The sequence below is a fragment of the Luteimonas dalianensis genome, from assembly GCF_049339425.1.
Taxonomy (GTDB): domain Bacteria; phylum Pseudomonadota; class Gammaproteobacteria; order Xanthomonadales; family Xanthomonadaceae; genus Luteimonas; species Luteimonas dalianensis.
Map to the genome: position 1 here is coordinate 237,856 of NZ_JBMPPO010000001.1, position 24,234 is coordinate 262,089.

25 protein-coding genes are annotated in these 24,234 nt (G+C 65.1%); 12 read left to right on the forward strand and 13 right to left on the reverse strand.

Annotation, left to right across the window (positions count from 1 at the left end; translation table 11 throughout):
- Positions 1 to 23: 23 nt before the first annotated feature.
- Together ACOZ90_RS01145 and ACOZ90_RS01150 are read right to left on the reverse strand one after the other, a co-directional pair.
- Positions 24 to 1,124 carry a hypothetical protein gene (locus ACOZ90_RS01145; RefSeq protein ID WP_422891783.1) on the reverse strand — a complete coding sequence of 367 codons (1,101 nt, stop codon included), beginning with the start codon at positions 1,122 to 1,124 and terminating at the stop codon, positions 24 to 26.
- Between the two features lie 37 nt (positions 1,125 to 1,161).
- Positions 1,162 to 1,440 carry a helix-turn-helix domain-containing protein gene (locus ACOZ90_RS01150; RefSeq protein WP_422891784.1) on the reverse strand — a complete coding sequence of 93 codons (279 nt, stop codon included), beginning with the start codon at positions 1,438 to 1,440 and terminating at the stop codon, positions 1,162 to 1,164.
- Positions 1,441 to 1,556: 116 nt separating this feature from the next.
- Between ACOZ90_RS01150 and ACOZ90_RS01155 the strand changes: the two genes are divergently transcribed.
- From ACOZ90_RS01155 to ACOZ90_RS01185, 7 genes are all read left to right on the forward strand, one after another.
- Entirely contained in the window at positions 1,557 to 1,985 is a 429-nt protein-coding gene (locus tag ACOZ90_RS01155; protein WP_422891785.1) for a hypothetical protein, read from the forward strand.
- A gap of 109 nt (positions 1,986 to 2,094) precedes the next feature.
- Positions 2,095 to 2,394 carry a BPSL0761 family protein gene (locus tag ACOZ90_RS01160; RefSeq protein WP_422891786.1) on the forward strand — a complete coding sequence of 100 codons (300 nt, stop codon included), beginning with the start codon at positions 2,095 to 2,097 and terminating at the stop codon, positions 2,392 to 2,394.
- 1,324 nt (positions 2,395 to 3,718) lie between these two features.
- Complete coding sequence (locus ACOZ90_RS01165; protein ID WP_422891787.1) at positions 3,719 to 3,997, forward strand: hypothetical protein; 279 nt, start codon at positions 3,719 to 3,721, stop codon at positions 3,995 to 3,997.
- A 509-nt stretch (positions 3,998 to 4,506) separates the two neighbouring features.
- Positions 4,507 to 5,262 (forward strand): hypothetical protein, encoded by a 756-nt coding sequence (locus ACOZ90_RS01170; protein WP_422891788.1) that lies wholly within the window; start codon positions 4,507 to 4,509, stop codon positions 5,260 to 5,262.
- 62 nt (positions 5,263 to 5,324) lie between these two features.
- A complete protein-coding gene (locus ACOZ90_RS01175; protein WP_422891789.1) occupies positions 5,325 to 7,103 on the forward strand; it encodes a hypothetical protein in 1,779 nt (592 codons plus the stop codon).
- A gap of 53 nt (positions 7,104 to 7,156) precedes the next feature.
- Positions 7,157 to 8,146: a hypothetical protein gene (locus tag ACOZ90_RS01180; RefSeq protein WP_422891790.1), complete on the forward strand. Its 990-nt coding sequence runs from the start codon at positions 7,157 to 7,159 to the stop codon at positions 8,144 to 8,146.
- Entirely contained in the window at positions 8,143 to 9,690 is a 1,548-nt protein-coding gene (locus ACOZ90_RS01185; RefSeq protein ID WP_422891791.1) for a hypothetical protein, read from the forward strand. The genes ACOZ90_RS01180 and ACOZ90_RS01185 overlap by 4 nt, the downstream gene beginning before the upstream one ends.
- A gap of 168 nt (positions 9,691 to 9,858) precedes the next feature.
- Here the strand turns inward: ACOZ90_RS01185 and ACOZ90_RS01190 are convergent, their stop codons facing one another.
- Positions 9,859 to 10,245 carry a DNA-binding protein gene (locus ACOZ90_RS01190; RefSeq protein ID WP_422891792.1) on the reverse strand — a complete coding sequence of 129 codons (387 nt, stop codon included), beginning with the start codon at positions 10,243 to 10,245 and terminating at the stop codon, positions 9,859 to 9,861.
- On the reverse strand, positions 10,193 to 10,735 hold the full coding sequence (locus ACOZ90_RS01195) for a nucleotidyltransferase domain-containing protein (RefSeq protein ID WP_422891793.1): 543 nt from the start codon (positions 10,733 to 10,735) through the stop codon (positions 10,193 to 10,195). The genes ACOZ90_RS01190 and ACOZ90_RS01195 overlap by 53 nt, the downstream gene beginning before the upstream one ends.
- Positions 10,736 to 10,808: 73 nt before the next feature.
- Here ACOZ90_RS01195 and ACOZ90_RS01200 point away from each other — a divergent pair, with 73 nt between their 5' ends.
- Together ACOZ90_RS01200 and ACOZ90_RS01205 are read left to right on the forward strand one after the other, a co-directional pair.
- Positions 10,809 to 10,997, forward strand: coding sequence for a heavy-metal-associated domain-containing protein (locus ACOZ90_RS01200; protein ID WP_422891794.1), 189 nt, complete (start codon positions 10,809 to 10,811; stop codon positions 10,995 to 10,997).
- A gap of 88 nt (positions 10,998 to 11,085) precedes the next feature.
- A complete protein-coding gene (locus ACOZ90_RS01205; protein ID WP_422891795.1) occupies positions 11,086 to 11,985 on the forward strand; it encodes a pirin family protein in 900 nt (299 codons plus the stop codon).
- A 13-nt stretch (positions 11,986 to 11,998) separates the two neighbouring features.
- On the opposite strand, the gene ACOZ90_RS01210 is transcribed toward ACOZ90_RS01205, so the two are convergent.
- Positions 11,999 to 12,517, reverse strand: a complete 519-nt coding sequence (locus ACOZ90_RS01210) for an adenine phosphoribosyltransferase (protein ID WP_422891796.1) — start codon at positions 12,515 to 12,517, stop codon at positions 11,999 to 12,001.
- Positions 12,514 to 12,897 carry a YchJ family protein gene (locus ACOZ90_RS01215; protein ID WP_422891797.1) on the reverse strand — a complete coding sequence of 128 codons (384 nt, stop codon included), beginning with the start codon at positions 12,895 to 12,897 and terminating at the stop codon, positions 12,514 to 12,516. The genes ACOZ90_RS01210 and ACOZ90_RS01215 overlap by 4 nt, the downstream gene beginning before the upstream one ends.
- Before the next feature lie 155 nt (positions 12,898 to 13,052).
- Here ACOZ90_RS01215 and ACOZ90_RS01220 point away from each other — a divergent pair, with 155 nt between their 5' ends.
- Positions 13,053 to 14,096, forward strand: a complete 1,044-nt coding sequence (locus tag ACOZ90_RS01220; protein WP_422891798.1) for an NAD(P)-dependent alcohol dehydrogenase — start codon at positions 13,053 to 13,055, stop codon at positions 14,094 to 14,096.
- Between the two features lie 17 nt (positions 14,097 to 14,113).
- Here the strand turns inward: ACOZ90_RS01220 and ACOZ90_RS01225 are convergent, their stop codons facing one another.
- From ACOZ90_RS01225 to ACOZ90_RS01250, 6 genes are all read right to left on the reverse strand, one after another.
- Positions 14,114 to 14,314, reverse strand: coding sequence for a hypothetical protein (locus tag ACOZ90_RS01225; protein WP_422891799.1), 201 nt, complete (start codon positions 14,312 to 14,314; stop codon positions 14,114 to 14,116).
- Positions 14,315 to 14,438: 124 nt separating this feature from the next.
- Positions 14,439 to 15,746, reverse strand: a complete 1,308-nt coding sequence (locus ACOZ90_RS01230) for a replication-associated recombination protein A (protein ID WP_422891997.1) — start codon at positions 15,744 to 15,746, stop codon at positions 14,439 to 14,441.
- Between the two features lie 158 nt (positions 15,747 to 15,904).
- Positions 15,905 to 17,191, reverse strand: a complete 1,287-nt coding sequence (locus ACOZ90_RS01235; protein ID WP_422891800.1) for a Yip1 family protein — start codon at positions 17,189 to 17,191, stop codon at positions 15,905 to 15,907.
- Between the two features lie 78 nt (positions 17,192 to 17,269).
- Entirely contained in the window at positions 17,270 to 17,896 is a 627-nt protein-coding gene (gene lolA, locus ACOZ90_RS01240; protein ID WP_422891801.1) for an outer membrane lipoprotein periplasmic chaperone LolA, read from the reverse strand.
- Positions 17,897 to 18,003: 107 nt separating this feature from the next.
- Positions 18,004 to 20,358: a DNA translocase FtsK gene (locus ACOZ90_RS01245; RefSeq protein ID WP_422891802.1), complete on the reverse strand. Its 2,355-nt coding sequence runs from the start codon at positions 20,356 to 20,358 to the stop codon at positions 18,004 to 18,006.
- A gap of 88 nt (positions 20,359 to 20,446) precedes the next feature.
- A complete protein-coding gene (locus ACOZ90_RS01250) occupies positions 20,447 to 21,514 on the reverse strand; it encodes an alanine dehydrogenase (protein WP_422891803.1) in 1,068 nt (355 codons plus the stop codon).
- Positions 21,515 to 21,678: 164 nt separating this feature from the next.
- Between ACOZ90_RS01250 and trxB the strand changes: the two genes are divergently transcribed.
- Positions 21,679 to 22,632 (forward strand): thioredoxin-disulfide reductase, encoded by a 954-nt coding sequence (trxB, locus tag ACOZ90_RS01255; protein WP_422891804.1) that lies wholly within the window; start codon positions 21,679 to 21,681, stop codon positions 22,630 to 22,632.
- A gap of 136 nt (positions 22,633 to 22,768) precedes the next feature.
- On the forward strand, positions 22,769 to 23,911 hold the full coding sequence (locus ACOZ90_RS01260; protein WP_422891805.1) for a GNAT family N-acetyltransferase: 1,143 nt from the start codon (positions 22,769 to 22,771) through the stop codon (positions 23,909 to 23,911).
- Here the strand turns inward: ACOZ90_RS01260 and ACOZ90_RS01265 are convergent.
- Complete coding sequence (locus ACOZ90_RS01265) at positions 23,877 to 24,233, reverse strand: winged helix-turn-helix transcriptional regulator (RefSeq protein WP_422891806.1); 357 nt, start codon at positions 24,231 to 24,233, stop codon at positions 23,877 to 23,879. The two genes, ACOZ90_RS01260 and ACOZ90_RS01265, sit on opposite strands and share 35 nt — an antisense overlap.
- Between the last annotated feature and the right edge of the window lies 1 nt (position 24,234).

The window sequence follows — 24,234 nt, forward strand, 5'->3', positions numbered from 1 at the left end:
CAAGGGTCGGCTCCGGTGGGGAATCACTCCTCGATCCGTGACGACGTGAGCACCGCTGCGAATCCACCACCGGGGGTGCGCATGTTCGTGGTCTGGCCCTGGTACAGCCTGGCCGCGAACAACAGGACACCCGCCTCGGACGCGAAGCAGCGCACATCCGCCTTGAGGGACTGGCCCCCATGCACGATCCGCATGCTCGGTGGCGCGAAGGCCTGTGCGATGTAGGTCGCCGACGCCATAGACGCCCAAGTCCGCCGGGTCAACTTGTCGCCCCGATAACTCCCACGGCTGCCAAACCCTGCTGCAGGCTTGAAGAAATATCCGTTGCGCACTGCCCACAACGCATCCCGGTTCGCGCGCACGAGTTCGACCGTGGGCGGGATCACCTGGACCAGCAGTGCCGTCGAACCCGCATCGACCCCGAACCCGCCGAGCAGGGCCGGGTCCCCGAGCAACGCAAGGTTGCGCTTGTCGGCAAACAGCGCGTGTGCTCGGGGATGCGGCATCAGCGCGACGTCCCCTGCCAGGTAAGCCTCACGAATGTCTGCATGCGAGGCATCCTCGAGCGCGAAATCGGTCAACCGGTTGTAGACAGTGTCGATTCGACCGTGGGCATCCTCAAGCCCGTCCGGACCAAACGACAAATCCTCGGGAGCGCTGATCACGCAGTCCACGCCATGGTCCCGAAACGCGTTCGCGTACAGCTCAAACTCGGGGTAAAGGAACTGCGCTCGCGGAGTGCTGTCCACGATGGCCAGGCGCGACGGCGTGCGCCCGGATTGCTGCCGAGCATCCTCCATCCAGGCCGTGACGGCCGCATCACGCGCTTGGGCCGCGTTGGTCCAGGTGGCCCATGCTGGCGGCGCGCAAGACCGCACGGCATCGAGCAACAAGGCATTGAGGAACAGACCGCCTGGATTGGTGTTGACCTCGATCAGCCGCGGGCCATCGACCGTCAGGTGAAAGTCCAGACCCAGGACGCCCCCCGCCGAACCCGGATCATGGGTTGCAATGTCAGGGGCCCATTGCAGGACCCGTTGGCTATATCCCGGGTTTCCTGCGACGTCGAAGACCGCCGCCGCGACTCGTCCCATGGCCTCCAACGCGGGCCGATCAACGAACAAGGCATAGGGTGAAAATAAGTGCGCGTGTACGGCGGGATCAGTCGTGAACTCCGGAGTCGCTGGTGTTCGAGGGCGCGCTCGCGTTGACCGCCATTCCGATCGCCTCTGCCGGGGTTAGGCCCAAGCGCGCTGTAAGGTGAAGGAATTCCATGACGTCGAGCCGGCGCGCCCCCGCTTCGATGGCTGACAAACGCTGTTGGGGCCACCCAAGCTCCAGAGACAGCGCAGTTTGAGTGAGCCCAAGCTCCTCCCGTCGAGCTCGGAGTTGCTGAACTAGCCGTCTGTATTCGGCTGAATAGATCGTCTTGGTAGCCATTGCCGCGCCAAAAAAGGGCGACTGGAGAAGCTATGGCACAGGTACCGAATACATGAAATTCATGTAAGATCGGCCCATCTGCCAGCCCCTTACACCTCCGCCGCCAGCGATGCGACATGACCCTGTATCTGGTGAATACCGCTGTTGAGATGACGCTCGAGCTGTATGTCTCTCAGAACCTGGAGGAATCCCTGACCATCCAGTACGAGCGCATCAAAGATCGAAAGGTCCGGGACACTTTCGTGAGGCGCTTGGAAAAGCAGGTCGAGACCCTCCTGAAGGACAGTCTCGATTGGGACTTGAAGGAGCCGACCGAAGCCCAGCTCAACTACGCTACCCTGGTGGCCAAGCAACTCGGAATTTCCCTGCCGAGCGAGGCACGAAAGTTTCGCTTCCACGCGGCGATGTTCCTGGAGACGTACGCGCCCCAGCTCCGGAAGGAATTCGAAGATGCCCGCGAACCGCCGGCCCCGTCATCAGCGCAAGCCGCGGAACAGTTGGTCGCAGACAAGCTTCGGAAGGATGCGAGCGACCGAAGTTCGTGAGGCAGCGGTTCGCCTACCAGGCAGTAGCCGCTGAGCCCTCCCACTTTCGATCTCAATGAGTGAGAGAACCTGACCGGATACTAGTCATGACGACCTCAGGAGCGGCACCATGACAACGCCACACGAGCGCAGTCGCGCATTGATTTGGGCAGGCGGATTCCTAATTGAGCTGGCTCGGGATGAGCGTCTGCCGGTGGACGTTCGAGAGAAGGCAGTCAGGACTGCTCGTCACTTTCCAACGATCGAACAAGTCGGCCATTTGGCCACGACCGTGGCGTCATCCCATTCGCCGTTCGGGCTTGATCTCGAAGATCCTAGAACCAACCCCGAATGGGCCCGAGAATGCGAGCACGGGCCGCTCACCAATGACACGCGACTAGGCTGGCCAGCTGCTTCTGGAGGTGAGTGATCGCCTTGCCAGGACCGGCCTGGATCGCCCCCCTACCCTCGATAATGCACCCTAATCCGCTAGTCCCGACCCGAGCACTCTGCCCGCGGGGAAGCGACTCCCCCCCTAATTGGTTGTCATGCCGGCCATTGCTATGCCCAATCGCCCAGAGCCTCTTTTAAGCGGGTGATAGCAGCTGGGTGGAGTCCTGGGGTCACTCGCGGGTCGCACGGGCTAATACCTGGCTTGCCATCCCGTGTCAGCCACTTCCGACCAGCTTGTTGCCCCGTCGCGCGTCCTGCAGGACCCTCCGGAGCCAAATTCCTGGACAGCCAGGCTACGCTTGCGCCAGGAACCATCAACTTGCGGCCGATCGTTGCGCTTGCCGGCATAGGAATTCCTGCGATCAAAGGCTGCGGTTTGCGGTTCAAGCCTATGAGTCGTAGGGGGGGTAGATTGATCGCTGAATCACTCACCTGCAACAACTCGTATCGTGACAGTTGCAGTGTCTGGCCATCGAGTCGTAGGCCATCTAGCGTCAACTGCCTCATCCTCGCAAAGATCGGTAGCGCTACTCGCCTCACTGATTGATTTCGCGCGGCTAATGCTAGCGTTGCCGGCAGATGGCGCGCGCACTGCCAAGCAACTTGGTGGGCACCGTCCGCTTCTGCCTCAAGCAGCAACGACCACAAGGCGGACACCGCGTCGAGGGTGCCACAAGCTGCCAATCGCTCGGACAGCTCCTTCGTGACCTTGGCACGTTCGTTGTGAACGAAGATATTGTCTACTAGCACGGTAATTTTCACCGCAGGCTCTAGCGTAACCAGTTCCTCTTTGGATAGTTGCTGCGGTTGTCGCAACTGATGCCAGAGGGGGCACGCCGCAAGCTGAGCCACGGCCGGCCGGTCGGCCTTCCACTCCTCAAGCCGACCGGGGGACACGACGACCTTCCCGGAGAGATTGCGCGCGAGTGAGCCGCGGGTCTTCGACCCGAGTCCATAGCCTCTCTTAGTAATGCCATATGCGGCGGCCTCCCACGCGTGAGCGCTTATACCCCCGTCGTTCGCCAAGAGGGCGTCGGCACACGCCACAGTCCGAAGCGTAGAAGCGAAATCCTTCGGCAACCTCGGAACGGACATGGAATTGGATCCCTCCACACGCGCAACTACGGTGCATTTCCGTGTCGACGGTCCGTAATCTACCGCATCGCACGCGCGCTCGGCGACCCCGATATCTTCGTCGTATCAAGCACTTGTCACGCCCCGCACGACTTGGAGATCGTGCGGGGCCTATCCACGAGAGTCCTACAGAGGTCAAAACCGAGGCACTCCCTGGAGCCGGACCGATGCGAAAGAACGATCTGGAAACCACGTTGCGTCATGCCCTGATCCATGACTGGGGATATGTCGTAGGAAGCGCAGGTCTGCGCCAGGCGTTGGGATATCCCACGCAGGCAGCGCTTCGCGGAGCAATCGCGCGTGGCACCGTGCCAGTCAAGGTGTTCCAAATCGAAGGCCGCAAGGGGCCATTTGCGCTCGCCCATGAATTGGCCGCCTGGCTGGCCACACAGGGCTCGCCCGTATCTGCTTCCAATCGAGACCGCTGTGGAGGGGCGGGTAGCTAGTGTGACTCCGCTCGTTGACGGAAAGAAAAAGCCCGCGGCTGCAACCGCGGGCGGAGTGCCTGATAAAGCCTGTCAGACGGTCTAACGGTATCTCCGCTTTCCATGCAATGCAAGCACCCCATTCAGGGGGACGGGCGGCTATTGCTCGGAGATCCCACTCATGGCCCCTGATTGGCCTTGCGCTTTAGCCCTCTGGGCAGCCCACAACCTTAACCTCCTGGCGCGTGTTGTGATTCCGACTGAGCGGGATCGCACTGGCGCTCAAGGGCGTACTCGTCTTGCCGCCTTGGACCGAGCGTCTGTCTTTTCTGGCAGGCGCGGGGGAAGAGCCCACGGGGTTGAACTCGAAAGCTGGCCAGCACACGACCAGCACGACCGAAGCGCATATTTCAACGAGCCACATTCGCAGCCGTCGCGGGCGCCGCCCATTTCCCGCTTCTTAGCGAACAACTGATCGGCGTGGCCCTCACGCCAAGCCCAGACCACCCAGCCAATGTAGGAGACTTCATGTGCCTTATCTAACCGTGCCTTCCGAGAGAACGGGAAAGACCAGCGCGTTGCGCCCAGACCTAGACCTCGACACCTCGATACACGTTCCCTTTGAGCGCCCTTTCCAGCCTCGCCCATACAAGCGGCGAGAGTTCGAGCGCCTTGATGTCTACGGGTTTGAATCCATCAAAGAGAAGCGCGCCGTCGAGGTGAGTGGCGTGGCCGCGATAGCCGTCGTCCTAGCGTTCGAATGCGACCCGAGTGTGCAGGCGTATGGTGAGCGACCGCGTCACCTGAACTATGGCTGCGACCGGGTCGAGCTCGACTTCTGGGTTAAGCACGCCACCGGCTTCGAAGAGTTTCTGCTCATCGTGCGCGACGACGAGTGCATCCAAGGCACGGGCGGCGTTCCTCGTCCGCGAGATGCTGAACGTCTGCAGATGGCCGCGAAGGATCAGAACCTCGCGCTGCGCCTGATAACTGAGCATGACGTGCGCGTTCAGGGCTCGTCAGTGAGTCAGCACATGCGACTACTGGCGTTCGCCCAAGTTGCGCAAAAGCTGGCTAATCGCCTGTCACTGCGTACAAGGATCAAAGCCCACTTAGACCAGGTCGAGCGGGCTCGCATCGATCAACTTGAATCCGCATTGGCGACGTTCAATCCCCACGACGTGCAGGCAGTCACCTGCGAACTGATCTGCCTGGGTCTCGTCCACTTCGACCGTGCTAGCCGCTTGGGTCGTCATACGCTCGTTTCACGGACAGCTGACGCATGAATCGCCTTTCTGAAAAAGATGTGAAACGCCTACTGGCTCTCCCGAGGCCTGACACAAAAGCCATGAGGGACCTGACGCCCGCGGAGCGCGACGTAATCGACAACCGCGTCTCGGCCCTTGTCGCGCTTATCCAGGGCGAGCCGGTCAACCGGGTGGCCAAGCTGCACGGTCTGGACTACCGGACCTGCAAACGCATGCTGGTGATGGTCAATGAAGCCGCCCCTGGTGGTGGGGTGCATGGTTTTGCCGTCTGCATCCCGCACCTACGCGTCGTTGACCCGCGCCCACGAAACACCCGCGCGCCGCTGCTCAAGCGCCCCTACGACATGATGCGCCTAGTCGAATCCATCCCTGACCTCAAAGCGGCGCTCGCGAAGTTCAACGGCCCCCTGCCTAGCCGCACACAAAGAAGTCCGGCATTCGATCGCTTATGTAGGGAAGTCAATCAAATACTCCAACGCCACGGCCGCGGGGAAGACGACTACCCTCGTAACACGTTTGACGGCGGCCGGCGTACGTTAATCAACTTCATTGCCCGAGCACGTGCCCGCGCCGCCGACCAAGCGATGAGCCTGGTCACACCCGCAGGGCTTACTCGCTGGGACGAACTTTATCGAATTGAACCATTCGATGAGGTGCAGCTGGACGGGCACTTCATCGACCTGAAGAACCAGTGGTGCGCGATACCCCTTTCCGATGGAACCTTCCAGCTTGCGCGAGTCTCGGGTCTGACGCTGCTTTGTGAGCTCGACATAGGAGCCAGGGCCTGTATGGGTTGGAAAGTCATCGTCGGCAAGGCCTACTCGCAGTTCGACTTTATCGCCACCATCGAACGTGCACTATTGCCTTGGCGCCCCAAGGACATGACCGGCCGGCGCATGCGTTACCTGCCAAACGCTTGGATGCCGGGCGCCATGGACAGCGCGCCTCCGCGTGGTCTTCGAATTTCGGTCGACAACTACAGTAGCCATCTAGCTAAACATTCTCGTCAGGTGCTGCGTAACTTTCGACTCGGCATTTACCGGTTCGGAAATGCGGGCATCCCGGAAACTCGCGGCCACATCGAAGCCTTCTTCAAGGCGATCGAGGTCCACGTCTTACGCCACCTCGCAGGCGGATTTGAGCCGGAGACACGTGTACGCAACGAGCAACGGGTCTCGACTCGAAACTCCAAGACTTACCCGATCTTCCTCGACCTTGTTGAGGATCTCCTCGACATAGTGTTTTCGGCCTACAACGTGACTCCACATCCGGCGCTCAACAACTGCAGTCCCCGTGAAGAAATCGAGCGGTATCTAGCCGAGGGTGGAATGCCACTTCGCTCCAGTCGCACGGCGGAGGATGTCCGTGACCTCGGACGTATCAGGGTACGGGTGACGGTCCGCGGAAGCGGAGGCGACCTTCCCCATGTCAATTATAAGTATGGCACCTACCGTAGCGACAAATTAAGCACGCGGCCGGACCTCGTCGGTAAAACCTTCAACGGCTACGTTGAGCAAGACGCTCGCTTCCTAGTCTTGCTCGACAAAAGCGGTCGATCATATTTAGAACTAAAAACGCTGCCACCGTATTCACTTACGGCCCATACGCTGGACGAAAGGTTACGTACGGAGCACTGGCGCAAAAGCAAGGGGCGGAACTGGGTATGCCATGATTGGATCGCGGCCTACTTCGCAGAAGTACTAGAAGCGGCTCGATTACTACCCTGGGCAGCCGACGCCGTTACCAACCGGCGTGCGAATCGCGATTCGCCTATCGCACCGCCCCCGCGCAGCGTCGCAGCTCGCACGCTTGAAGGGCTAGTTCCGCGCGGAGGGCCGGTTTCCCTGCGCCGCCGCTAATTCCAGCTCGTCAATTATGGTGCAGCCTCCGCTGCCGCCCGAGGACCTCCTGCATGGCCAACATTAACTGTCATCCGCTCCTGCGCTTCAAGCGCCCACTTATTTTTACTCGGCCCGGCGAGCGATTCGCTGGCTCCTCTCGCGTCAGCATCGAAATGGGTTGCGATGCGCTCTGGATTGAAGGTAATGGCCGCGTTGGCAAAACTTTCGGAGCGCGCCAACTCATTCAGACTGACGCGTGGCGTCCATTTTCGATGTACATGACTGAATTTACCTATACCAAGCCAGCCAAGCCCAGCGAGTCCTATTTCATGACGTCATTACTGACGCAGATGGGGCAGAACGTCGCTGCGAGTGCAAGCAGCAACATGCTACTGTCGCGCGTGGTGCGCACCCTCAATGAGCAGCGCATCAGGCGCGACGCCGAAATGATCGGCCTGGTCTTTAACGAGGCCAACCGCTTCACCGCGGAGGAGTATGAGCACGCCTTGTCGATCGGTAATGAACTTGAAAAAACTACCCGGATTTTCTATTTCTTTATAAATCAGAGCGACGCTGGGCGGCTGGGTATCAGTGACGCTGATGCACGACCACCTCGTCACATCTTCGGTCGGTACTTCCTCAACTCCCACCATTACACAGGTTTACTCTGGGACATCCCCGAGCAGGACAAGCCTGACCAGACGCTTTCAGACGTTGCTCTGGCATTTCTCGAATACGACGAGGAATTGACCTGGCCAGAGGGATCGAACATATCTTTTACCCAACATTGTGCGCCCAAAGCATGGGCAAATGGATGGCGATTAGGGCTTCAGATCGACCTAATCCGGACTGTCATTGACGAAATCAGAGCAGAGGTAGGACTGCCGCCGGCAACAAGCTGGCCGATGCTTACGTTCGAGCGCTTCGTTTATACCGTGCTGGTTCGCATTGCCTTAGAGAATGAAGACTTTCTTGAGCTCGACGAAGCCCTAGTACGCGACGCGCTTTTCCGCGTGGGCTACCTTGAGATTGAGCCGGGGTACGAAGGAGTGTCGGCATGATCATTCCCGAGATCCCCGGCCGTTATCTGGAATTGCGCGGATCACGGCCGCGCAACCAACTCTCAGCAAACGCCGAAGTCCTCAATGCACCGTTCGCTGGCAGTAATTCACATGATTCCCCCTCTGCCTCGGCATTTGGCACGCTAACCCGAATCGTGAGACTCAACGAGATCGGTCGGACCGAACTGTCAGGATTGTTCGGCATACGAGTACGCAAAAAAGAAGATCTATCGGCCGTGATGACATTCTCGGAGGCTCGGCAGGTCGCGCTCGCCGAAGCATTGCGCCTCCCGCAAGTGCCCGGCGAGTGGAACCTCTCCACATGGCTTCCTTTCGATGCTCCCTCAAGTCTCCTCGAAACCGGTTGGGAGTTCCGCTACTGCCCTCGGTGTCTGCGTCAGGGCTATCACACCCTTCTTCATCAACTTCCTTGGGTGAACATGTGCCCTTGGCATGATGAAGGTCTACGGACAGACTGCAATAAATGCGGAAATCCAGCCTGTGTCGCTGCAGATTGGACCCCAGGTGAAAACTTGCGATGTACCTGCGGTGAAAACCTGCTGATCACCGACGCCGCGCTGGGTGCAGCGCCTCCTGACGGCGCCGCGGAATTCACGAGCAACTACCTGAACTGGGCTCGGGAGCAACGAGCCTGCAGTTCGCTCGTGATTCCCCAGCTGGCCACGAATCCGCGGCCTGCGCTCACAACACTAATCCAGTTGCCAACCAAATGGAGAAGGTTCGCGGAAGCGTCGCATGTTGTCTGTGTTCGTCAATCACCGCCAACTTCGACAAGGCGCCCAACCGACACCAGCAATCACTGTCGAACATTCAAAACCTCCCGACGTGCGCCCGCCCCTGACCGGGATGGTCTGGTTCGACTTGAGGAATTGCGTCGAGTACGACCAGGATTTCTAACCACACCCAAGAGGCTGGTGCCGATGATGTCTGCCGTCGCCAGTGATCTAGCTCTCTTGCTACCGCCGAAGTCACTCACTGATCGTGAAATGACCCTTTTCTTGCAGGGAACCGGTATCGAAGCGCCCAAGGGGTTCGATCCGGCTGGCAGAGCCTTCTCTCCACAGATCTCCCTTTTGCCTCCCTCGATGATTGGAAAACGCCAATTTCTCAATCTGACCTGCGTCCATCCGGCTGTGTATCGGCTAGTGACGGACTTGGTGGATACAGTCCTGGACAGGCGAACCTTGTTCGACTTCCACGCCCAGACAAGTGCACCGGCCTTCGACCTCTTGTTGCGCATATGCGGACAGCTTCTCGCACGAGGTTACGCCGAGGGATTACGGTCAACTCTCGCAGCTCACCTGCCCGATCTCTATCGCATACCACGATTGGTTCCGCGACTTCACCAACCGTGGGCATTGGTGCGCAGGTCCGGCCGGGAGACCACAAGCGTCCGCGTGGTCTGGGAGCCCCTGTCCTATGTAGAACGAGGCGAATCCGCCTTATTAGCCGAGGCGGACGATGCCAACCGAAGGCGACAACGCGCCGGAGGCGAAGCTCGGAGATCCGCGCGCGTCAAATGATGGCAGTCAAGTGTGCTGGATCCTGAAAACTATGCACATGACTCTGCTCGTTCCGCGAAACTGCTCATACAACACTGCATAGTCATCAAAAATAGTCAGCCAAGAGTGCGGCGGAAGCTGCAGACAAGCATGCAGCCGTGCATGTAGTCGGTCAATTAATTCAATAACTTACTGCCGCCATTGAAGTGTGCGCTGTCCAGCAAGCAGTTTGCGCGCTTCATCTAGGCCGGCGCTCAGCGTCGCCTCGGATACCGGATCGCCTTCGCAATCGCTGATGTTGCGTTGCCGGCGAAGTGCGTCCAGCACAATCTGGATCGCGGTCTGGTGGTGCCCCGGCTTGCTGGTCGACGTCCGGTAGCCGTTGGCCCACAGGCCAAGCATCGCGCACTGCATCAGGCACTTGTAAGCCGCATCGAAGCGGTTGTCAGCGCTTATTTCTGTGACGCGGGCGTCAGCCAGGTTGCGCCGCACGGCATCGAGCAGCTTACGCACGGCCGCGGGATCAGCGCTGTATTCCTGAAGCTGTCTGATCGCCAGCAAGTTCTGCAATGTCATCCCTGCTCCCCTTTACGAACAGCTGCGGCGTGTTGAGCACCTCGCGTGCAAATCCATCGCCCGACTCCATCCGCCTGCGGAACTCGGCCGGCGTGTACAGCACCGGGTTGATCTCGCGCCGCAATGAATCCTGCAGCGGATTCACGGCCCGCACCAGCTCGGCAAAGCCCACGTCGCCAAGCACCATCAAATCGATATCGCTGCCCTCGCCTTCCATCCCACGCGCCAGCGAGCCAAACACCCAGGCAAGCTCGATCCGGTCATCCAGCGGCGCCAACGCCTGTTGAAGCGCGGGTACCGCGCCATGCGTCTTGCGGAAGATCCCGGCCAGATCGTCGAACAGCAGGTTGCCCCGGTTGGCGCGATAATGCACCTGGTCGTGGCCGGATCCGTGACAGCAGTGCTCCATCCATGAGGGGCGGCACCGTTCGCAATTCGCGAATAGCGAATTCGTCCTGGGCTTCGGCGGGAGCAAGTCCTTCTCTGCCACCCTGTTGACCTTCCCACGGGACAAGGCCTGAAACTGTGGCAGCCGGAATGCCCGGCCAACGGAGCCAACAACAATGCACATCAAAGTGGAAGGAATGACCTGCGGGCACTGCGAGCAGGCGGTGAAGACGGCGATTGCCGCGAATGGCGGCACTGCCGAGGTGGATCTGGCCAGCGGCACCGTCGAGATCATCGGGATCGACGACGAGGCGACCGTCCGCAAGGTGATCGAAGAAGCCGGCTACAAGGTCGTGGCGGGATAAGGCACTGCGGTCGGTACCCGGACCGGATCAGCCGTTCGCCACGGATGGGATAGTCTCGACCCTTGCCGCCACGACGCAAGGACATCCAGTGATCGAGCTCATCATCAAGCAGCGCAGCCGCGACCTGGGCGCGTTCGAAGTGGGCCGCGTGCTGCCCTTCGCGAAACAGCGCATGGTCGGCCCCTACATCTTCTTCGACCGCATGGGGCCCAAGGATCTTGCGCCGGGGCTGCCGCCGGAAGCCGACGTGATCCCGCACCCGCACATCGGGCTGTCGACCATCACCTATCTGTTCGACGGCGAGATCATGCACCGCGACAGCGTCGGTTCCGAACAGGCGGTGCGGCCGGGCGAAGTGAACTGGATGACCGCCGGCAGCGGCATCACCCACTCCGAGCGCTTCGAGCGCCTGCGCCGCGAGGGCGGGCCGATCGACGGCGTGCAGCTCTGGGCCGCCCTGCCCGATGAGCGCGAGGAGATGGATCCGGGCTTCTGGCACTACGCCAGCGAGGCGCTGCCGATGTTCGAAGGTGACGGCCTGGTCGGCCGGCTGATCGCCGGACGGCTGGCCGGCGTGGAGTCGCCGGTGAAGGTGGACTCGCCGCAGTTCTACGTTCACTGGCAGCTGCAGTCGGGTGCGCGCGCCTCGCTGCCGCCTGAGTACACCGAGCGCGCGGTCTACGTGGTCAGCGGCGATGTCGAGGTGGCCGGCCAGCGGATCGAGGCCGGGAGCATGGCGGTGCTCGCCGCGGGCAAGGCGGCCACCATCGCGGCCCACACCGATGCGGTGGTCATGGCCCTGGGCGGAGAACCGGTGGGCCCGCGCTGGACCGACTGGAACTTCGTGTCGTCCTCGAAGGAGCGCATCGACCAGGCCCGCGCCGACTGGGCCGCGGGCCGGATGAAGCTGCCCGAGCTGGACAGCGACGAGTTCATCCCGCTGCCGCCGCGGATCGGAAAGCTGGTCGAGCCCGAACCAATGTCGTGAATGGCGCTACCCCTCAGTACGCCGCGGCCGCCAGCAGCGGCACGGTCTCATCCCAGTGCGCGCGCCCGCCCAGCGCCAGCATTTCGAACAGCACCGCCGCCCCCACCACCTCCGCCCCCTGCCGCCGCATCAGCGAACGCGTGGCCAGCAGGGTGCCGCCGGTCGCGAGCACGTCGTCCACCAGCAGCACGCGCGCGCCCTTCGGCAGGGCGTCCACGTGCACTTCCAGCCGATCGGTGCCGTACTCCAGCGCGTAATCCTGTGCGAGGGTGTCGGCCGGCAGCCGTCCCGGCTTGCGCACGGGGACGAAGCCGGTACCCAGCGCCTGCGCCAGGGCCGCGCCGAGGATGAAGCCGCGCGACTCGATGCCGACCACCGCATCCAGCGTGACCCCGCGCCAGGGCTCGACCATGGCCGCGACCGCGGCCGCGAAGCCGTCGGCATCGGCCAGCACCGGGGTGATGTCCTTGAACAGGATCCCGGGCCGGGGGAAATCGGGAACGTCGCGCACCAGCACCTGCCACGGCTTCATTTGAACTCCCCGTCCACATAGACCCAACGCCCGTCGATGCGCGCGAAGCGGCTGACCTCGTGCAGGCGCTTCGCCGTCCCGCCGCCGACCCTGTGGCGGGCAACGAACTCCACCACCGCGCTGCCGTCACCGCCGTCCTCGTGGCGCTTCACATCCAGCCCCAGCCAGCGCAGGCCCGGCGTGTCGTCCAGATCCAGCGCGTCGGGGCGGGTGTCGGGATGCCAGCTCGCCAGCAGGTAGTCGCGCAGGCCGAGCACGTAGGCGCTGTAGCGCGAGCGCATCAGCGCCTCGGCGCTGGCGGCCGGGGCCCGGCCCTCGTGCAGCGGCTGGCAGCACGCCGCATAGGGGGCGGATGCATTGCAGGGGCAGGAAAAGGACATGTCGGAAAGCGGTACGCGAGCGCAAAAGCCAAACCGCGAGTTTGAGCCTCCCCCGCCCGGAAGCCAACACGGCGGCTACCATGCGAGGTCGGTCAACTCCGGCAGCGCCTGGACGCAGCCACCCCACCCCGCCGTTTCCCGAAAGGATCACCGCCATGACCATCAAAGCCTGGGGCGCCCACGCCGGCGACAAGCCGCTGGAACCCATCGACATCACCCGCCGCGCGCCGGGCGCGCAGGACGTGCAGATCGACATCGCCTACTGCGGCATCTGCCACTCCGACCTGCACCAGGTTCGCGCCGAATGGGCGGGCACCCTGTTCCCGTGCGTGCCGGGGCATGAAATCGTCGGCCGGGTGTCCGCGGTGGGCGCGGATGTCTCCGGCTTCAAGCCCGGCGACCTGGTGGGCGTGGGCTGCATCGTCGACAGCTGCCGCAGCTGCGAGGAATGCGCCGACGGCCTGGAGAACTACTGCGACGGCATGGTCGGCACCTACAACGGCCGCACCGACGACGCGCCCGGCCACACCCTGGGCGGCTACTCGCAGAAGATCGTGGTGGACGCGCGCTACGTGCTGCGCATCCGCCACGCCGAGGAGCAGCTTGCGGCCGTCGCGCCGCTGCTGTGCGCCGGCATCACCACCTGGTCGCCGCTGCGCCACTGGCAGGTCGGCCCGGGCAGGAAAGTCGGCGTGGTCGGCATCGGCGGGCTGGGTCACATGGGCATCAAGCTCGCGCATGCGCTGGGCGCACACGTGGTCGCGTTCACCACCTCCGAATCCAAGCGCGAGGCCGCCCTGGGGCTGGGCGCGGACGAAGTGGTGGTCTCGCGCATCGCCGAGGAGATGGCCGCGCACCGCAAGAGCTTCGACTTCATCCTCAACACCGTGGCCGCGCCGCACGACCTGGACGCCTTGCTGGCGCTGCTCAAGCGCGACGGCGCGATGACCCTCGTCGGCGCCCCGGCCTCGCCGCATCCGTCACCGAACGTGTTCAGCCTGATCACCAAGCGCCGCTCGCTGGCCGGCTCGCTGATCGGCGGCATCCCGGAGACGCAGGAGATGCTGGACTTCTGCGCCGAACGCGGGATCGTGGCCGACATCGAGATGATCCGCGCCGACGGGATCAACGACGCCTACGAACGCATGCTCAAGGGCGACGTGAAGTACCGCTTCGTGATGGATATCGCGACGCTCTGAACTGAAAAAGCCGCGGCTCAGCGCCGGGCCCAGAACGACCTGACGAGTGGCCCGGCTTCGCGCCAGCCCACGTCCTTGGGCGCGCGCTCCCAGGCGCGGCGGACATGGGGTTCGATCTCGTGCCATGGACGCCCGGGATACACATCGCGGGCTTCGCGTGCGTAGAGCGCGCACAGCGGACGGTGACGTGACAGCAACGGGGATGCCTGTCTGGACATGGCTGCCCTCCGGCGTAGTGACTGTCGCCCCCTGCCGAACCAGCATATACCCCTTGCCCGGCCCGTTCCACAAGGCCGAATCAATATAAATATCCGCTGGTTACAGCGTGTTATTGATCTTGACTCAAGGTTTCTGGCGCCGCGCCTGGGCCCGTTCCGCCCGCAGCCGCTCCAGTTTTTCGCCCAGTTTGATCTCCAGGCCGCGCTCCACCGGCTGGTAGTACACGCGCTCTCCCATCGCGTCCGGGAACCCGGTCTGCTCCAGCGCCACGCCGCCCTCGCTGTCGTGGTCGTAGCGGTAGCCGCTTCCGTAACCGAGGTTCTTCATCAGTTTCGTCGGCGCGTTGCGGATGTGCATCGGCACCTCCTGGGTGCCGTACTTGCGCACGTCGGCCTGGGCCTGGCCCCAGGCCTTGTAGGCGGCGTTGGATTTGGCGGTGCTGGCCAGGTAGATCGCCACCTGGGCCAGCGCCAGCTCGCCTTCCGGGCTGCCGAGCCGGTCGTAGGCGTCCCAGGCATCGATCGACATCTGCAGCGCGCGCGGATCGGCCAGGCCCACGTCCTCCACCGCCATGCGGGTCAGCCGCCTGGCCAGGTAGCCGGGGTCGGCGCCGCCGTCGAGCATCCGTGCCAGCCAGTACAGGGCGGCGTCGGGGTTGGAGCTGCGCACGCATTTGTGCAGCGCCGACATCTGGTCGTAGAACTGCTCGCCGCCCTTGTCGAAGCGGCGGGTGCGGTCGGCCAGCACCTGTTCGAGCACCTCGTCGGTGACGGTGCCGCCCTGCCCGGCCTCCACTCCTTCGGCGACTTCGGCGGCGATCTCCAGCAGGGTCAGCCCGCGCCGCACGTCGCCGTCGGCGGCGGTGGCGATGAGCTGCAGCTGCGACTCGCCGATCTGCAGCCCGCGGCCGCCGAGCCCGCGCGTTTCATCTTCCAGCGCACGCTCCAATGCCTGGCGGATGTCGTCGGACGACACCGCTTCCATCACGTGCACGCGGCAGCGCGAGAGCAGCGCGGAGTTCAGTTCGAACGAGGGGTTCTCGGTGGTGGCGCCGACGAACAGGATCGTGCCGCGCTCGATGTGCGGCAGGAACGCGTCCTGCTGCGCCTTGTTGAACCGGTGCACCTCGTCCACGAACAGCACCGTGCGGCGCCCGCCGGCGAAGGTCTGCTCGGCCTCGGCCAGCACCTTGCGCACCTCCGGCAGGCCGGACAGCACCGCCGACACGGCGCGGAACTCGGCGTCGGCATAGCGGGCCAGCAGCAGGGCGAGCGTGGTCTTGCCGCAGCCGGGCGGCCCCCACAGGATCATGGAGTGCACCTGGCCGGCCTGGATCGAACGCCGCAGCACGGAATCGGTCGCAAGCAGGCGGCGCTGCCCGACCATCTCGTCCAGGCTGGCCGGACGCATGCGCTCGGCCAGCGGCCGCATGGCCGGGCTGGGGGAACCCAGCAGGTCGCCGCCGGGAGGCGGCACGGGGGAACGACCGGGGGACACGGGGTTGCGGCTCGGCTGCAATCGGGCCGGCCAAGATAGCAAGTCCCCGGGCCCGCCTGCGAACGTTCCCGGGGACGTGCATGCCGCCCGCGTTACTGCAGCGCGGTCACCTGCTGGCCCAGGCGCTCGACGATGGCCTTGAGCTCATCGATGCTGCCGGCCTCACCGCTCGCCTCGATCTGGAAGCGGTTGCCCACCACGGCCGAATACGTGCCGCGGTTGCGGCGCGAGTTCCATTCCTCGTTGATCAGTTGGCCGTCGCGGGTATAGGTGCGCTCGAAGCCGTCGTCGGTTTCCCGGCTCTCCTCCACGCCGAAGGCGCCGGCCATGGCCATCATCCCGGACACGGCCGCCATGTCCCTGATTTCGACGCTGATCCGGCCCGAACCATCCTCCGCGGCGTAGTCGGCGCTGGCCTCGCTCATCTGCATGCCCATGGCACCGCTGCGGCTGGCCGAGATCGAACTGCGGCGCAGGTCGCCCAGGGCCTCGGGCAGCAGCGCCCGCAGGGCGTCGGGCTCGGTCGCCTCGACGGGTTCACCGTCCGCGCTGGCGGCGCCGGTCATTGCGCCCATCATCGCGCCCAGCGCCCTGCCCTCGGCCTGGGAGTCGCCGCTGGCCCGGGCCGCTTCGGCCTGGCGGCCGGCCTCCTCCATGCGCCTGCCCATTTCGGCAAGCTGGCCAAGCCGGCTGTCGCTGTCCACGCGCACGTTGCTGCTTCCCGACCCGCTGCTGCCGCTGATCGCACCGGTGGCAAGCGCGCCCACGCCGGTGACGCCGCTGATGACCAAGCCGATGATGACGCTCAGGACAATCGTGATGACCACGGTCACGGCGGTGTAGCCGAGGGATTTTTCCGGCGGGCACTTCATGGTGTGCGGCAGCCCCAGGTACAGCAGGTAGATGCTGTAGATGCCGCCCGCCAGCGGCACCAGCCAGCCCAGCCAGGGCAGGATCACCGCGATCCCGGCCACCCACGCCGCCGTCCAGCCGTAACCGACCGCCTTGAGCGCCTGCACCTGGTTCTTCTCACCCGAGAAGGTCGGCGCCAGCGCGTTGACGATCAGGGCCACCACGTACAGCACCACCAGGCCGAGCACGTAGCCCAGCACCATTCCAATCAGGCCGGCGAAGATCGGCGTGGTGACCGATACGCCGAACATGCCGTGGCCGATCAGGCTGCCCTTGATGAACCCGAACACCGCCGGGATGGCCGCCAGCCACATGATGTAGCCGGTATACAGCCCGGCAACGGTGGCCGGCTCGGCGGCGATGACGGGCCACTCGCTGCGCGGCGAGGTGAGGATCGACTTGACGCGTTCGACTATTCCGGTGGTGTTGGCGCCGCCGGCGGACGGCACCTGGGGTTGGGGTTGCATGGTGGCTTCGCTTCCATTCGGGAGGATTCACACCATGTATACGACGAACCGGCGTTTAGACGGACAGCCCCGGCGGAATCAGTAGTCGCCGACCACGTCCACGCCGGCCGGCGGGTCGAACTGGAACGTCTCCGCGCCGAAGGACGGATTCCTGCTCCAGCCGGAGAACTCCAGGGTGGTGCGCTGGCCGAGCGCGTCGATCACTTCCATCCGCGCCAGGGCGTTGCCGTTGAAGCCGAGCCGGGCGTTCTGGAAACCGGCGTCGCTGGTCTCGCGCGGCGCGACCTCCAGCCACTCCAGGCCGTCGCCCCCGCCCGCCTCGCTGACCACGAAGTCGCGATCGAGCATCTCCGGATCGATCAGCGCCGCCAGCGGGTTGTTCTGCTCTTCCTCGCCCTGCGCACGCACGGTCACCTGCTCCAGGTCGGGGTCGTACACCCACACCCGGCTGCCGTCGGCGATGATCAGCTGCGGATACGGCTTCTCGTACTCCCAGCGGAACAGCCGCGGCGCGGACAGCGCCACCTGGCCGCTGGAGGTTTCCCGCGCCTGGCCGGCGCCGTCGAACACCTGCTGCACGAATTCACCCTGCAGGCCCTGCAGCCCGCTGGTGAAGCGCTCCAGGCTCTCGCGCGCGTCCGCGGACGCGGTGCCGGCGAAGGCGCTGCCGGCAAGCAGGGCAAAGGCAAGGACGATGCGGTTCATGGACGGCTCCGTGGGGTCGGAATCTGATGGATGCAGTGTGCGAGACGCTGCCTGAATACGCACCTACACACGCGCGCGGCGCGCCGGTGCGTTCAGCCGCCGGCCGCCTACTTGGGCGGCGGCGGCGCGATCACCGTGCGGTCGCCGTTGTGCTCGGGCGGGCTCACCACCCCGGCCGCTTCCATCGCCTCGACCAGGCGCGCGGCGCGGTTGTAGCCGATCTTCAGCCGCCGCTGCACGCCGGAGATGGAGGCGCGCCGGGTCTCGGTGACCACCTTCACCGCCTCGTCGTACAGCGGGTCGCTTTCATCGCCGCTGCTGCTGGTCTCGGGCAGGCCGGTGGCGCCGACCACTACGCCGTCGCCCATGGTCTGCACGTCTTCCAGCACGCCTTCGATGTAGTCCGCGCTGCCGGATTTCTTCAGATGGTCGACCACCCGGTGCACTTCCTCGTCCGAGACGAAGGCGCCGTGCACGCGCTCGGGCATGGAGGTGCCCGGCGGCTGGTAGAGCATGTCGCCGTGGCCGAGCAGGGTCTCGGCGCCGGACTGGTCGAGGATGGTGCGCGAATCGATCTTGGAGCTGACCTGGAAGGCGATGCGGGTGGGGATGTTGGCCTTGATCAGGCCGGTGATCACGTCCACCGACGGCCGCTGGGTGGCCAGGATCAGATGGATGCCGGCCGCGCGCGCCTTCTGCGCCAGCCGCGCGATCAGTTCCTCCACCTTCTTGCCGACGATCATCATCATGTCGGCGAACTCGTCGATGATCACGACGATGTAGGGCAGCGGTTCCAAAGGCTGGGCGACCTCCTCCGAGCCCTCCTCCGGCTTGAACAGCGGATCCAGCAGCGGCTGGCCGCTGTCGCGGGCGTCCCTCACCTTCTTGTTGAAGCCGGCCAGGTTGCGCACGCCCACCGCGCTCATCAGCTTGTAGCGGCGCTCCATCTCCGCCACGCACCAGCGCAGGCCATTGGCGGCCTCCTTCATGTCGGTGACCACCGGCGCCAGCAGGTGCGGGATGCCCTCGTAGACGCTGAGTTCCAGCATCTTCGGGTCGATCATCAGCAGCCGCAGTTCCTCCGGCGTGGCCTTGAACAGCAGGCTGAGCACCATTGCGTTGACCGCCACCGACTTGCCCGAGCCGGTGGTGCCGGCCACCAGCAGGTGCGGCATGCGCGCAAGATCGGCCACGGTGGAGCGGCCGCCGATGTCCTTGCCCAGGGCCAGGGTGAGCGGGCTGGAGGCCTTGTCGTATTCCTTGGAGCGCAGCAGCTCGCTGAGGTAGATCATCTCGCGGCGGCTGTTGGGGATCTCCAGGCCGATCACCGACTTGCCCGGGATCACGTCGACCACGCGCACCGACTTCACGCTCAGCCCGCGGGCGATGTCCTTGTCCAGCGAGCTGATCTGGCTGACCTTGATGCCCGGCGCCGGCTCCATCTCGAAGCGGGTGATCACCGGGCCCGGCTGGGCCTCCTTGACCTCCACCTCGATGCGGAAGTCCTTGAGCTTGAACTCGATCTGCCGCGACAGGGTTTCCAGGGTCTCCTCGTCATAGCCCTTGGGCTGCGGCTTGGGCTCGTCGAGCACCGACAGCGGCGGCAGGCCGGAGTCGCTGCCGCCGGTGCCGCTGAACAGCGGGATCTGCTGCTCGCGCTTGGCGCGGTCGCTCTTTTCCACCAGCGTGGGCGCGGGCGGCTCGATCTTCACCGGCTCGCGGCGGGTGCGCTTTTCGGTGTCCGCCTTGCGCACCTCCACCCGCTCCTCGCGCAGGTCGCGCGCGCGCTTCCACTCGCCGGCCTGCTTGCCGCTGCGGCGCAGCAGGTCGGGCAGCTTCATCACCCAGCCGCCGATCCTGTCCATCACCGCCAGCCACGACAGGCCGGTGGCCAGGGTGATCGACACCAGCAGCAGCGCCAGCAAAAACAGGTTGCCGCCGACCCCGCCAAAGGCCGCGTACAGCGAATTGCCCACCAGCCGGCCGAGGATGCCGCCGCCGCCGGCGGAGAAGTCGGCCACGTTCGGCAGCCGCAGCGCCAGCAGCCCGGTGGCGGCAATCAGGAAGCCGAAGATGCCCACCAGCCGCAGCGCCGGGGCCAGGTCGGCCTTGCCGTCCCCGTCGCTATCCATGCCGAACAGCGCGATCCAGGCGATCGCGCCGAGCATCACCGGCAGCAGGAACGCCACGTAGCCGCTCAGGTACAGCAGCACGTCGGCCAGCCAGGCGCCGACCGGCCCGCCGACGTTGTTGAGCGGCGCGGTGACGTTGCCCGAGTGGCTCGACCAGCCCGGATCGTCGGGGGAGAAGGTGATCAGGCTGGCGAACAGGTAGACCAGCAGCGGCGCGATCAGGATCAGCGCGATGTCGCGCCACAGCCGCTGCCGGCGCGGACTCTGCCCGGCCGCCTTGCCCGCGGCCCTGCGCTGCCGCTTGCCCCCTTCGGAAATCACCTTCGCCACTGCGGCCTTTACCTTAGAAAGATCGTCTAGATGGTTGATCTTAAATCAACAAATGCGCCTGCGCGACCTGCAGTCTCCAGCGGGACGCTCATACCGCCATGTCCTTGAGCGCCGGGTGCACCAGCCTGCCGGCTTCAATATTGATCCCCCGCACCAGGGCCTGGTTGCCGCGCCAGCTGCCGGCGGCCAGCGCATCCACCCACGGCGCGATCGCGGCGCAGATCGCCTGCGAGGCGGTCTGCGGCACCGAGGCCGGCATGTTGGTCACGCAGAAGTGGGTCACGCCCTCCTCCACGTAGGTCGGCTCGTCCCAGGTGGTGGGCCGGGAGGTTTCGAAGCAGCCGCCCTGGTCGATCGAGATGTCGACCACCGCGCTGCCGGCTTCCATCGTCTCCAGCATGCCGCGGGTGAGCACGTTGGGCGCGCGCGCGCCGGGGATCAGCACCGCGCCCACCACCAGGTCGGCGCTGGCCACCTCGCGCGCCACCAGGTCCTGGTAGGGATACAGCGCGGTCACGTTGTGGCCCAGGCGCATCAGCGCCTCCATCCGATCCAGGCGCTTCTCGAACACCACCACGTTCGCGCCCACCGCCGCCAGCAGCTCGGCGGCCGAGCCCCCGGCCTGGCCGGCGCCGAACACCACCACCTTGCCGCGGCCGGTGGAGGGCAGCCCGCCCAGCAGCCGGCCCTTGCCGCCGTGCGGGGCGTGCAGCAGGGTCGTGCCCACCTGTGCGGCGATGCGGCCGGCGATCACCGACATCGGCGCCAGCAGCGGCAGCGCGCCGCTGTCCAGTTCCACGGTTTCGAAGGCGATGCCGGTCAGGCCGATGTCCAGCAGCTGGCGCGCCAGCCCGGGCTCGGCGGCCAGGTGCAGGTAGCAGAACAGCACGTGGTCGCTGCGCAGGTGCTCGATGTCGCCGCCGACGGGCTCCTTGACCTTGACGATCAGGCGGCCTTTTTCATACAGCGTCGCCGCGTCGGGCGCGATCTTCACCCCGAGCCGGGCGTAGGCTTCGTCGGGATGGCCCGCGCGCGCGCCGGCATCGCGTTCAAGCCAGACTTCGTGCCCGGCGTTGACCAGGTCGCCGGCCGCGGCCGGTACCAGCGCAACGCGGGTTTCCGCGGTCTTGGTTTCCCTGGGTACGCCGATTCGCACGCGCTTCCTCCAGCATTGGCGGGGGCGCACGGGCTGCGGCGGGCACCGCCCGGAACGGACGCTGTATCGCGCCAGCGGCACGTTGCGCGCCTTGTTTTGGGCGGTTGCCGCCTCCAAGCTATACGGCCCGAAAGGGCTTTCTTTCCGCCGTCGCGAGTATACATGTGAGCACCCCCAAGCATTGCCGTCTGCTGATCCTCGGTTCCGGCCCCGCCGGCTGGACCGCCGCCGTTTACGCCGCCCGCGCCAACCTCAAACCCGTGGTCGTGACCGGCCTGGAAATGGGCGGCCAGCTCATGACCACCACCGAGGTCGACAACTGGCCGGGCGACGCCCACGGGCTGATGGGCCCCGACCTGATGGCGCGCATGCAGGCGCACGCCGAGCGCTTCGACACCGAGACGGTGTTCGACCACATCCACACCGCGGATCTGTCCAGCCGCCCGTTCCGGCTCAAGGGCGACAACGGCGAGTACACCGCCGACGCGCTGATCATTTCCACCGGCGCCACCGCCAAGTACCTGGGGCTGGAGTCGGAGGAGAAGTTCAAGGGCCGCGGCGTGTCCGCCTGCGCCACCTGCGACGGCTTCTTCTACAAGGACAAGGACGTGGCGGTGGTCGGCGGCGGCAACACCGCGGTCGAAGAGGCGCTGTACCTGTCCAACCTGGCCAGCAAGGTGTACCTGGTGCATCGCCGCGACACCCTGCGCGCGGAGAAGATCATGCAGGACAAGCTGTTCGCCAAGGTCGAGGCCGGCAAGATCGTGCCGGTCTGGCACCACGTGGTGGAAGAGGTGCTGGGCGACGATGCCGGCGTGACCGGGCTGCGGGTGAAGTCGGTGCTGGATGAGAGCACCCGCGAGATTCCGGTGCACGGATTCTTCGTGGCCATCGGCCACACCCCCAACACCGGCATCTTCGAGGGCCAGCTGGCGATGAACGACGGCTACATCGAGATCCGCTCGGGGCTGTCGGGCGGTGTCACTTCCACCTCGGTGCCGGGCGTGTTCGCCGCCGGCGACGTGGCCGACCAGCACTACCGCCAGGCGATCACTTCGGCGGGCTTCGGCTGCATGGCGGCGCTGGACGCGGAGAAGTTCCTGGACAAGGGCGAGTAGTCGCGCTCATGGACTGCCCTATCGGCAGTCCATGCGACTGCGAGCGCCCGGCCATGGATGGCCGGGCCGGGCGTTCCGGCGCCAGCATGGCGACGCCAGGGATGGCATCGATCCAAATGATTGCGCTGCTCCCTTCATGCTGACCGCCCGGACGATCGACTCGCTGGCCCGGATCCCTGCCGAAGCATGGGACCGGCTGCACGACGGCGCCAACCCCTTCGTCGCCCACGCCTTCCTTGAAGGCCTGGAGCGGCACGGATGCCTGCGCCCGGACTGGGGCTGGACGCCCCGGCACGTGACCCTGTGGGACGGGGATACGCTGGTTGCCGCCGCGCCGGGGTACATCAAGACCAACTCGCACGGCGAATTCGTGTTCGACCATGCCTGGGCGCACGCCTATGCGCAGTACGGGCGGGAGTACTTCCCCAAGTGGCTGGGCGCGGTGCCCTACTCGCCCGTCACCGGGCCGCGGCTGCTGGGCGCGGCCGAGCGCCGGCCGGCGCTGCTGCGGGCCATCGTCGAGGATTCCGGTTCGCTCGGGCTGTCGTCGGCTCACGTCAATTTCCACACCGCGGGCGAGGACGAGACCTTCGGCGGGGAGTGGATGAAACGCATCGACGTGCAGTACCACTGGCGCAACGATGCCGGCTGGGCGGACTTCGACGCCTTCCTGGCTGCGATGGATCGGCGCCGGCGCAAGAACATCCGCCAGGAGCGGGCAAAGGTGGCGCGGGCCGGGGTCGGTTTCCGCATCATCCACGGCGACGAGGCCGGGCCGGGCGAGCTGGCCGCGATGCACGGCTTCTACCTGTCCACCTTCGCCGACTACGGCAATTCGCCGGCGCTGACGCTCGGGTTCCTGGAGCACCTGGCGGCCACCATGCCGCGGGCGCTGGTGATCGTGCTGGCGGAGCTGGACGGCGAGCCGATCGCCGGGGCGATGTGCATGCGCGGCGGCGACACCCTGTACGGCCGCTACTGGGGCGCCAGCCGCCAGCTGCCCGGGCTGCATTTCGAGACCTGCTACTACCAGGGCATCGAATACTGCCTGCGCGAGGGGCTGCGCAGGTTCGAGCCGGGCGCGCAGGGCGAGCACAAGATCGCCCGCGGCTTCCTGCCGGCGTTCGTGCGCAGCCGGCACTGGATCGCCGATCCGGCCTTCGCCGATGCCCTGCGGCGCTGGTGCGCCGATGAAGCCGGCTCGGTCCGCAGCTACAAGGCCCTGCTCGACGCCCGCTCCCCGTTCAGCGCCTCGGCTCCGCCTTCGAGCGCCCGCTAGCCGCCTCGCTGTCCTGGGGCGCAACGACATAGGCGTTTCCCCACTCGGCCAATGCGTGCACCGCGTCGTTGAGCCGCTGGCCGGATTCGGTCAGCCGATAGCGCACGCGCCTGACCGCGCCCTCCCGGTAATCGTCGCGTTCGACCACGCCATCGGCTTCCAGCTGCCGCAATTGCTCGGTCAGGACCTTCTCGCTGATGCCGTCGAGCATCCGTCGCAGCTCGCCGAAGTGCATCGGCTGCGGGTGCAGCACCCAGAGGATCGTCGGCTTCCACTTGCCCGCCACCACGGCAAGGGCGAAATCAAGCGCGCAGCCGCTCACC

Excerpts from the sequence above, each read along its gene's own strand:
- ACOZ90_RS01150 (WP_422891784.1), bottom strand. The coding sequence starts at position 1,440 with ATGGCTACCAAGACGATCTATTCAGCCGAATACAGACGGCTAGTTCAG.
- ACOZ90_RS01155 (WP_422891785.1), top strand. The coding sequence starts at position 1,557 with ATGACCCTGTATCTGGTGAATACCGCTGTTGAGATGACGCTCGAGCTG.
- ACOZ90_RS01160 (WP_422891786.1), top strand. The coding sequence starts at position 2,095 with ATGACAACGCCACACGAGCGCAGTCGCGCATTGATTTGGGCAGGCGGA.
- ACOZ90_RS01165 (WP_422891787.1), top strand. The coding sequence starts at position 3,719 with ATGCGAAAGAACGATCTGGAAACCACGTTGCGTCATGCCCTGATCCAT.
- ACOZ90_RS01175 (WP_422891789.1), top strand. The coding sequence starts at position 5,325 with ATGAGGGACCTGACGCCCGCGGAGCGCGACGTAATCGACAACCGCGTC.
- ACOZ90_RS01180 (WP_422891790.1), top strand. The coding sequence starts at position 7,157 with ATGGCCAACATTAACTGTCATCCGCTCCTGCGCTTCAAGCGCCCACTT.
- ACOZ90_RS01185 (WP_422891791.1), top strand. The coding sequence starts at position 8,143 with ATGATCATTCCCGAGATCCCCGGCCGTTATCTGGAATTGCGCGGATCA.
- ACOZ90_RS01190 (WP_422891792.1), bottom strand. The coding sequence starts at position 10,245 with ATGACATTGCAGAACTTGCTGGCGATCAGACAGCTTCAGGAATACAGC.
- ACOZ90_RS01200 (WP_422891794.1), top strand. The coding sequence starts at position 10,809 with ATGCACATCAAAGTGGAAGGAATGACCTGCGGGCACTGCGAGCAGGCG.
- ACOZ90_RS01210 (WP_422891796.1), bottom strand. The coding sequence starts at position 12,517 with ATGAAGCCGTGGCAGGTGCTGGTGCGCGACGTTCCCGATTTCCCCCGG.
- ACOZ90_RS01215 (WP_422891797.1), bottom strand. The coding sequence starts at position 12,897 with ATGTCCTTTTCCTGCCCCTGCAATGCATCCGCCCCCTATGCGGCGTGC.
- ACOZ90_RS01220 (WP_422891798.1), top strand. The coding sequence starts at position 13,053 with ATGACCATCAAAGCCTGGGGCGCCCACGCCGGCGACAAGCCGCTGGAA.
- ACOZ90_RS01225 (WP_422891799.1), bottom strand. The coding sequence starts at position 14,314 with ATGTCCAGACAGGCATCCCCGTTGCTGTCACGTCACCGTCCGCTGTGC.
- ACOZ90_RS01230 (WP_422891997.1), bottom strand. The coding sequence starts at position 15,746 with ATGCGGCCGCTGGCCGAGCGCATGCGTCCGGCCAGCCTGGACGAGATG.
- ACOZ90_RS01235 (WP_422891800.1), bottom strand. The coding sequence starts at position 17,191 with ATGCAACCCCAACCCCAGGTGCCGTCCGCCGGCGGCGCCAACACCACC.
- lolA (WP_422891801.1), bottom strand. The coding sequence starts at position 17,896 with ATGAACCGCATCGTCCTTGCCTTTGCCCTGCTTGCCGGCAGCGCCTTC.
- ACOZ90_RS01260 (WP_422891805.1), top strand. The coding sequence starts at position 22,769 with ATGCTGACCGCCCGGACGATCGACTCGCTGGCCCGGATCCCTGCCGAA.